Annotated in this window: 10 protein-coding genes; 6 read left to right on the top strand and 4 right to left on the bottom strand. The window is 38.1% G+C overall.

What is annotated here, in order from left to right:
- The 6 genes from bamA to lpxB form a co-directional block, all read left to right on the top strand.
- On the top strand, positions 1-1389 hold a 1389-nt coding region (gene bamA / locus ACFIKE_RS03475; protein ID WP_375648413.1), incomplete at its 5' end, for an outer membrane protein assembly factor BamA.
- A 65-nt stretch (positions 1390-1454) separates the two neighbouring features.
- Positions 1455-2501, top strand: a complete 1047-nt coding sequence (gene lpxD, locus ACFIKE_RS03470; protein ID WP_375648412.1) for a UDP-3-O-(3-hydroxymyristoyl)glucosamine N-acyltransferase — start codon at positions 1455-1457, stop codon at positions 2499-2501.
- Position 2502: 1 nt separating this feature from the next.
- Positions 2503-2970, top strand: coding sequence for a 3-hydroxyacyl-ACP dehydratase FabZ (gene fabZ, locus ACFIKE_RS03465; protein WP_375626256.1), 468 nt, complete (start codon positions 2503-2505; stop codon positions 2968-2970).
- A gap of 24 nt (positions 2971-2994) precedes the next feature.
- Entirely contained in the window at positions 2995-3819 is an 825-nt protein-coding gene (lpxA, locus tag ACFIKE_RS03460; protein ID WP_375626255.1) for an acyl-ACP--UDP-N-acetylglucosamine O-acyltransferase, read from the top strand.
- A gap of 2 nt (positions 3820-3821) precedes the next feature.
- Positions 3822-4694 (top strand): LpxI family protein, encoded by an 873-nt coding sequence (locus ACFIKE_RS03455; protein WP_375648411.1) that lies wholly within the window; start codon positions 3822-3824, stop codon positions 4692-4694.
- Positions 4687-5883, top strand: coding sequence for a lipid-A-disaccharide synthase (gene lpxB / locus ACFIKE_RS03450; RefSeq protein WP_375648410.1), 1197 nt, complete (start codon positions 4687-4689; stop codon positions 5881-5883). The genes ACFIKE_RS03455 and lpxB overlap by 8 nt, the downstream gene beginning before the upstream one ends.
- A 20-nt stretch (positions 5884-5903) precedes the next feature.
- Here the strand turns inward: lpxB and ACFIKE_RS03445 are convergent, their stop codons facing one another.
- From ACFIKE_RS03445 to ACFIKE_RS03430, 4 genes are all read right to left on the bottom strand, one after another.
- Complete coding sequence (locus ACFIKE_RS03445; protein WP_375627193.1) at positions 5904-6677, bottom strand: amino acid ABC transporter ATP-binding protein; 774 nt, start codon at positions 6675-6677, stop codon at positions 5904-5906.
- 79 nt (positions 6678-6756) lie between these two features.
- Complete coding sequence (locus ACFIKE_RS03440; RefSeq protein WP_375620077.1) at positions 6757-7464, bottom strand: ABC transporter permease; 708 nt, start codon at positions 7462-7464, stop codon at positions 6757-6759.
- Complete coding sequence (locus ACFIKE_RS03435) at positions 7461-8183, bottom strand: ABC transporter permease (RefSeq protein WP_012755055.1); 723 nt, start codon at positions 8181-8183, stop codon at positions 7461-7463. Before ACFIKE_RS03435 ends, ACFIKE_RS03440 begins: the two co-directional genes overlap by 4 nt.
- 78 nt (positions 8184-8261) lie before the next feature.
- Complete coding sequence (locus tag ACFIKE_RS03430) at positions 8262-9014, bottom strand: transporter substrate-binding domain-containing protein (protein WP_375648409.1); 753 nt, start codon at positions 9012-9014, stop codon at positions 8262-8264.
- Positions 9015-9172 lie beyond the last annotated feature (158 nt).

The raw sequence follows: 9172 nt of genomic DNA, 5'->3' as shown, positions 1-9172 counted from the left end.
CCGCGGGGAAATCGTAATTTAGCAAATCATACAATTTCAATTTTATATAATATTGAACAGGGTACACGTGCTTATATTCAGCGTATTGATATACGTGGCAATGAGAAAACGCGTGATTACGTCATTCGCCGTGAGATTGATTTAAACGAAGGGGATGCTTACAATCAAACTTTATTACAGCGGGCAAAACGTCGTCTAGAAAGTTTAGGTTTCTTCAAAGCTGTTAATATTTCAATGGTTCCCACAGATCAATCTGACCAAGTTATTTTGGTAATAGATGTCGTTGAAGCTTCAACAGGAGATCTCTCTCTTTCTGGAGGATATACAACAGGGGGAACAAGTCCTGGTATGTCACTTGAAGTTTCTGTTACTGAACGTAATCTTGGGGGACGTGGTCAATATGTTCGTTTAGGGTTGGGTGCAGGGCAAGAAAAATCTCGTAATTATAATTTATCATTTGTTGATCCTTATTTCTTAGGGTATCGTTTATCTGCTGGTGTTGATGTTTTTCGTAGTACTTATCGTGCTGATAAAGCTTATGATGTACGACAGACAGGTGGATCGCTGCGGTTTTCGTTACCTATTAATAATCAATTATCTGCTAATTTAGCTTATTCTTACGTGCAGGAAGAATATGATTTTGGCGGAGAGTATGATTTTGACAAAGAGAGTGACATAATAGCATTATATGGGAAATATTCTGGTGCGATTGTTCAAGCTGCAAAACAAAGCCCTTGGAAACGTTCATCAATTAGTTATGGTTTCACCTATAATACGATTGATGATATGAGATCCCCCCATGATGGGTGGTACGTGCATCTTCTTCAGGAATATGCAGGGCTTGGTGGAAGTGCAAAGTTCTTGAAGACCACGGGTAAGGCGATGATGTACAAGACTCTTTCTGACCAGAAGGATATTGTTGGTTTGCTTTCCTTTGGGGGTGGTTATATCCACGGAATGGGTCGAGATGGTGTTCGTATTTTCGATATGTTTAAAGCGAATACTGATATGATTCGAGGGTTCAAATATAATGGAATAGGTCCGCGTCAGGTTTCCAGTAAGGGTGAGGTTTATTTCTTGGGGGGAACAACATATATGAATGCGACTGCTGAAGTACAGTTTCCTATCCCTGTTGTGCCTGAAGGGTTCGGGTTGCGCGGTGCTTTATTTGCGGATATTGCCACGCTTTATGGCAATAATTATAAAGCCGTTTTTAAGGGTGAACCGTCTGTTACCAATACCAAAAGTGCTTGGCGTTCATCTGCAGGTGTGAGTTTGATGTGGGATTCTCCGTTTGGTCCTTTGCGTTTTGATTATGCTTGGCCAATAACGAAGCAGGAAGGTGATCGTTTGCAACAATTGAATTTTGGTATTTCTACAAAGTTCTGATTTGAGCGATTTTAAGAAGGAAAAACTTGAAGAGAATAGCTTAAGCTGGGAGAGAAAGTGTTTTGATGGCGGATACATTTTTTTTTACGCCGTCCCGGCAATTGACAGTTGCAAATGTTGCTGAGTTGACGGGTGCAAAGCTTCTTAATCCAGAGTTTTCTCATAAAGTTATCAATACTCTTTCTTCACTTGAGAGTGCTGTGGAGGGTTCTCTTGTTTTTGTAGAGCATCGGAAGTTTTCTGATGCTTTACTGGACAGTTCCGCTGTTGCTGTTTTTTGTACGAATGAGATTGTTTTTAAAGTTCCCGAAACTATGGCAATTTTGGTAACATCCACACCACAGCGTGACTTTGCTCAGATTGGTCGTATTTTGTTTCCAGATTCTGTCAAGCCAATGCCTTGGTTGGGATCCAAGGGGATTTCATCGCATGCGCATATTCATCCAACGGCTAAGTTGGCACATGATGTGTGTATTGAAGCGGGAGCTGTTATTGGTAGAAATGTTGAGATTGGTGCAGGAACTCTTATTTCATCCACAGCTGTTATCGGTGAAAATTGCCGTATTGGATGTGACTGCTATATTGCTCCTAAGGTAACAGTTCAGTGTTCTATAATAGGTGATAAGGTTCAGCTTTATCCTGGTGTTTGCATTGGGCAAGATGGTTTTGGTTATATTGGGGGCGTTTCTGGAATCGAGAAAATTCCACAGCTTGGTCGCGTTATTATTGAGGATGGTGTAGAAGTTGGTGCGAACACGACAATTGATCGTGGGACATTTCAAGATACTGTTATTGGTGAAGGAAGCAAGATTGATAATCTTGTCCAAATTGCCCACAATGTAAAAATTGGCCGCTATTGTCTTATTGCCGCTCAATGTGGCATTGCGGGAAGTACATCGATAGGGGATATGTCTCAGCTTGGCGGAGGTGTCGGAGTAGCCGATCACATCATAATAGGTAAATGTGTTCAGATTGCTGCTCGTAGTGGTGTTATGAATGACATTCCGGATGGCGAAAAATGGGGAGGTAGTCCAGCACGACCATTTAAACAATGGTTTCGTGAAGTAGCGACGTTGCGCAGTATGGGAAAAGTTAAAAAGGAGAAACGCTGATATGATCAGCAGTGAAAAGACTAAAAACTTAGAGGCTGTGGATATTGAAAAACTATTATCAATATTGCCGCACCGTTATCCATTTTTATTAATCGATCGTATAGTTGATATTGATGGTGAACAAGGAGCTATTGGTATTAAAAATATAACGATTAATGAGCCGCATTTTACGGGACATTTTCCCGCGAAGCCTGTTATGCCTGGAGTTTTGATTTTAGAAGCTATGGCACAAACGGCAGGAGCAATAGCACTTTTAAATTTAGGCAATAAGCAAACAAATTTAGTTTACCTTATGACAGTTGATAATGCGAAATTTCGTAAGCCGGTTATGCCTGGTGATCAACTCAAGATTCATGTTCAGCTTTTGAAAAAAAGGTCTGGTATGAGACGTTTTTCGTGCGTTGCAAAAGTAGAAGATGTCCGCGTCGCTGAAGCAGAAATTGCTGCGATGATTGTCGAAGAAGAATAAAAGATATTTGATGGGAATTTAAAAATGTCCGGTACGAAAATCCATCCAACTGCTCTTGTGGAGAAAGGAGCGCAGCTTGGTGAGAATGTACAAGTTGGACCGTTTTGTCATATTAGTTCAGATGCTGTTATTGGTGATGGATGCAGTTTGATGAGTCATGTTGTGATAATGGGGAAGACAACGTTAGGAGCCAAGAGTAAAGTATTTTCTCATGCAGTTTTGGGAGCAGATCCGCAAAATAATAAACATAAGGGAGGGGCTACGACTCTTTCGATTGGTAAAAACTGCACGATTCGTGAAGGCGTAACAATGCATAGGGGTTCCGATTCGAGTGTAGGAATGACAGTGGTTGGTGATAATTGCCAATTTTTTTGTTATGCGCATATCGCTCATGATTGCCATGTAGGGAATCATGTAACATTCGCAAATAATGTGATGATAGCTGGCCATGTTATTATTGGTGATTATGTAATTATTGGTGGGGGTGCTGCTGTGCATCAATTTGTTCGTGTTGGGCATCATGCATTTATTGGTGGTGTATCAGCATTGGTTGGTGATCTCATTCCCTATGGAACAGCTGTTGGGGTACAGGCAAAACTTGCTGGACTCAATATTATTGGCATGAAGCGTGCGGGACTTGAGCGTCAAGATATTCATGCACTCCGTCATGCGGTTGCTATGCTTTTTGATCATAGCAAACCATTTAAAGAGCGTGTCAGTGATGTTGCTTCTTTCTATTCTTCTTCTCAGTCTGTTCTTGATATAGTTAATTTTATTAAGGAAGAAGGAAAACGTTTTTATTGTACACCAAAATTTGAAGGTGATAGAATAAAAGAACATAAGGATTAAAAATGCCTATTTGGGGAGCCAGAAGTTTTCTTTCCGGCCGTACTGCTATTATAGCAGGAAATGGTGTTCTACCGATTACTGTTGCGCAGGCTCTTGAGAAGAATGGAGAGAATCCTTTTCTTGTGCTTTTGCGTGGTGAGGCGGATTCTGTTCTTTATCGCTATGAGCATTGCGAGCTATCAATTGTGGAGTTAGCGCGACTCGTTAAAATCTTAAAAGAGGCTGGAGTTTATAATGTTGTTTTGGCAGGTGGTGTGAAAAAGCGCCCACTTCTTAAACAATTGCGACTGGACTGGACAACATTTTTAGCTCTCCCTAAGTTAATCGGAGCTTTGAAGAGAGGGGATGATGCGTTATTAAAAGCTTTTATACGGATTATTGAAACGTATGGTTTTCGTGTTGTTGGTGCTCACGAGATAGTCGCAGATCTTTTAGCTCCCATAGAGTTTGATTTAACAGTGCGGCGTGCTACGCGAAAAGAGAAAAAAGATATTTTTTTAGCAGCAGAAGCAGCAAAGCTTTTAGGTCAATTAGATATCGGGCAAGCCGTTGTTGTTGTCCAAGGAAGGGTGGTTGCACTGGAGGGCGCTGAGGGAACTGATAATATGTTGTGGCGTGTTTGTGAAATGCGAGAAAGAGGGCAAATTCCCCTTAAAGGTGGCGTTCTTGTAAAATGTGCAAAACCACAACAGGATAATCGCGTTGATTTACCATCAATTGGGCCCGCGACAATAATGAATATTGCAAAGAGTGGTTTATCTGGTGTTGCGGTGGAGGCAAATAGAAGTCTAATATTATCGGTGAAAACAACAATAGAAAAAGCCAACAAATATTCTCTATTTATAGAGACATTTGAAAAGTTTGGTCATGAATAATTGTTTTTTAAAGATTGCTGTGGTTTCAGGGGAGGAATCTGGTGATTTACTTGCGTCCGATTTAATTTCTTGTTTATCACAACAAACAGGATGCAATATTCATTTGATTGGTGTTGGGGGGAGGCATTTAAAGGCATTAGGTTTAAAAAGCTTTTTTGATTCCCATGATATTGCTTTAATAGGTTTAAAGGAGGTGTTGAAAAAACTACCATTATTGTTGCTACATATTCGCAATTTATCCAAATTTATTGCACAAGAACAACCTGATTGCCTCATTATTATTGATAGTCCTGATTTCACGCATCGTGTTGCAAAAAAGGTGCGCGTTTTAGCGCCTTCTATTCCTATCATTAAATATGTTGCACCAACCGTTTGGGCATGGCGTCCAGAGCGCGCTAAAGCTATGCGCAAGTTTGTTGACCATGTTTTAGCGGTTTTTCCTTTTGAAGAAAAGATTATGCAAGATTTGGGTGGTCCTCCCACGACTTATGTTGGACATCGTCTTTTGACATATCCTTCCCTTTTGATAGTTCAGTCAGAAAAAAAATGCCAATTAGAACAAAGAAATTTGATCGATACACAAACATCATCGCCTACATTAGTTATTTTACCAGGATCACGCAATTTAGAAATTCGTTCTTTGATGCCTATTTTTCGAGAAACAGTAGAGATTCTTGTAAAACGTATTCCTCATTTACGTATTATTTTACCAACCTTACCACGTTTAGCGGATAAAATTCGTGATTTTGTACAAGGCTGGAAAAGCAAAGTAGAAATTGTAGTTGGTGAAGATGCAAAATGGCGTGCTTTTGCACAAGCAGATGTTGCACTTGCAGCATCTGGAACGGTTTCGCTTGAATTAGCATTAGCTAAAATTCCAACGGTCCTTTGCTATAAACTTGATCGTTTTTCTAAATTCTTTTTTTTCCCTAAAATAATTTTATGGAGTGCAGCTCTTCCCAATATTATTTCTGATAAGCCTATTGTACCGGAATATTTTGATGAATTTCTACGCCCAGGCATGTTAGCAAGACAAGTAGAACAACTTTTGTTTAATCCTTTAATACGACAGGCACAACTCGATGCCTTTGAGATGGTAGAACAGAAAATGAAAACTGAAGTACCATCGGGGGTTGTTGGCGCACAAACAATTATCACTCTTTTAAAAAGCAGGAATAAAATTGTATAAATAAAGCAATATGTTAATAATTAATATTTAATTTTAGCAAGAAAATTACAAGCACGTTGGCTTTTAGGATTAGTAAAAAATTCTTCAGAGGCTGTATCTTCAATAATTTTTCCATTTTCTAGAAAGAGTATTCTTTCTGAGACTTTACGTGCGAAGCCCATTTCATGGGTAACACAAAGCATTGTGATCCCTGTATCGGCCAATCGAGCCATCACGTCTAAAACTTCTCCCACACTTTCTGGATCGAGAGCAGAGGTTGGTTCATCAAAAAGCATGACTTCAGGTTCCATACAAAGTGCACGGGCAATCGCAACACGTTGCTGTTGCCCACCAGAAAGTTGTAAAGGATATTTTTCACAGTGTTTTTCAATACCAACATGCGTTAAGTAGCGAATTGCCCGTTCTTGTGCTTGTTGTTTGGAAAGTCCTTGAACTGTCATAGGTGCTAAAATACAATTTTGTATAACACTCATGTGGGGAAATAAATTAAAGTTCTGAAAGACCATTCCTATCTTACGAAGAACATTTTTTTGCTGTTGTATAGGAGCGGTATGGATATCAACATTATGGATACAGATTGAACCTTTTTGTGCTTGTTCTAATTGATTAATACAACGGATTAACGTTGATTTTCCTGATCCCGATGGTCCACAAATAACGATATGTTCACCAGCTTGAACATTAAAGTTGATATCATGTAGGACCTGAAAGTTTCCATACCATTTATTTAGATTTCGAATAGAGATCACAGGGTTTTTACAGGGAGAGATCGATTTATTACTTTTCAAATTCATCTTATTTTATTCTTTCATTGATGAATAACTTGATTAATTCAACATTTTTGTTTGTGAAGTTTTTTATGATCATTTTTATTTACCGTAAATATCGAGTGAGGCGTTGTTCGATAAAAACAATAAAACGATGAATGAGTTCAACGATAAAGAGATAGATAAGAGCAGCCCAAACGTAAACTTGAAAATCGAAAGTCCGTGAATAAGTGAGTTTAGCAACCCCCATTAAATCATAAACAGTAATAAGTGAGGCAAGAGCACTGGATTTAATCATTAAAATCAACTCATTTCCTAGGGGGCGTAACGCTACAATCATTGCTTGTGGAAGAATAACTCTAAAAAATGTGACAGAGTTACTTAGACCTAAAGCTTTTGATGCTTCACGTTGCCCAGTTGTTACGGATAGAAAACTTCCTTTAAAGATCTCAGATTGATAGGCAGCAGAATTGAGAGTAAAAATAAAAAGACAACAATACCACGCGTTTTGAAAAAACCACCACAAACCAACTTGCTGCCAGAAGTCGTTCATTGAACCAAGTCCATAATAAAAAAGGAAGAGTTGAGCTAATAAAGGAGAGCCACGGAAAAAATAGACATAAGCGTTTGCACAATACTGTAAAAATGTATTTTTTGATAGACGTGCAAAAGCAATAAGCATACCAAGAAAAAAACCAAGAGAACAAGAAATAGAAACAAGCTCAACAGTAACAATAAAGCCATTAATAAATTTTGGTCCATAATGGCTTAAAAGATCAGGATTGAAAAGGAAATACAGCCACTCAGGAATCATTGACGTAGCACCTTTTTATCGCCTATTTGAGTGTATGTTTCCAAATGGCGTAAGATTGCAGTAAAAACCGCTGAAAATAACAAATAGAGTAAGCATGCTACAAGATAAAATAGCATGGGTTTATTGGTAGCAGCGACAGCTAAGTTCGTTTGTCGCATGAGGTCAACAAGTGCGATGGTTGAAACAAGGGATGTATCTTTCAGTAAAGTAAGCCAATTATTAGAAAGTCCTGGCAAGGCATTTCGGATGAGCTGAGGAAAGACAATACGAAAAAATGTGGTTGACCGTGAAAGGCCTAAAGCTTTAGCCGCTTCATATTGGCCTTTATCAAAAATATTAAATGCTCCAAGCCAAACCTCACAAGAAAAAGCTGCAAGAACCATACTAAGTGCCAGAACACCAGCAACAAAAGCATTGATACTGAACATGATTTCAAAATTAAAATAGTCAAAGACATTTTGAATAAGGCTTTGTAACCCGTAGTAAACTAAAAACAAAGTTAAAAGCTCTGGTAGTCCACGAAATACCGTTGAAAAGAGGCGTGCCATCGCTTTGGCCATCTTAATATTGGATCGAATCATCACTGCATTTAGAAGACCTAGAGGAAGTCCTAGAAGTCCACAACATAATGCCAATGACAATGTCATTCCTGCACTAGAAAGTATAACCGCCCCCCATCCACCATTGCTAAATGATAGCAATGCTAAATTTTCAATCATTCTTGTTTTCCTCATGAAAGAGTTAGATAATATTTTTAGAAATAACTAGCAGGTTTCATTTAAACATCATATTGATATTTAATAGATATCACTTGTAAAATATTTTCTCATAATTTTCTCATAAGTTCCATCTAAACGGATTTCTTTTAGCGCCTTATTGAACTTATTTTTAAGATCATTATTATTTTGACGCAGTGCAATTGCAACAGGAAATTTTGTTTCTTCTAGAGTTCCCAAGAGGAGACAGCAATCTTTTCCTTCATTTTTAAGCCAATTTAATGCTTGTAATTTATCAACAATAATCACATCAAGTCGATGATTTAAAAGGTCACGATTCACTTCTATTGTGGAAGGGTAGAGTTTGATTTTCACCTCTTCAGAAGCATAATGATCTTCTGCATAGAAAGCTTGTGTTGTATTTGATTGTACACCAAGATTTTTACCTCTAAAGTCTTGTGTTGAGATTTCTTTAATTCCCGAAGCTTTGGTAACAATAACAGCTAGTGCTGTATCGTAGTAAGGATCTGTGAAGTCAATTTTTTGTAAGCGCTCTTGTGTGAGAGAAAGGGAGGCAATGATAGCATCATATTTTTTTGCAATAAGTCCAGGGATCATTCCCTCGAAATCTTGTGTGACAACAGTACACTCAACATTCATTTTTTTACAAAGTGCATAAGATATATCAATATCAAGTCCCTGCAATTTATTATTTGAGTCAATATAACTAAAGGGAGGGTAGGTGCCTTCACTCGCAATTTTTAATGTTTTCGCATCAGCCAATTGGGTGAATAGTGCGGCGCTTATTATAAGAGCTCTTGCTAATAGTTTCATGATGTTCTCCTATTGGATAAGCGGGAAAATATGAAATCACTATTGTTTTTATAATCTGTAAGCTTTTTTGGAGCAATTCAAAAATTTATTGATGTTTATTTTAGATCATTATGTTGGACATTATTATCAAAAAAATTATCTTTTTTATTGATAAAAAA

The organism is Bartonella sp. MU70NMGDW, assembly GCF_042194085.1.
GTDB classification, from domain to species: domain Bacteria; phylum Pseudomonadota; class Alphaproteobacteria; order Rhizobiales; family Rhizobiaceae; genus Bartonella; species Bartonella grahamii.
Note: the sequence above shows the minus strand (reverse complement) of the source record. Positions and strands in the feature narration are given on the sequence as shown.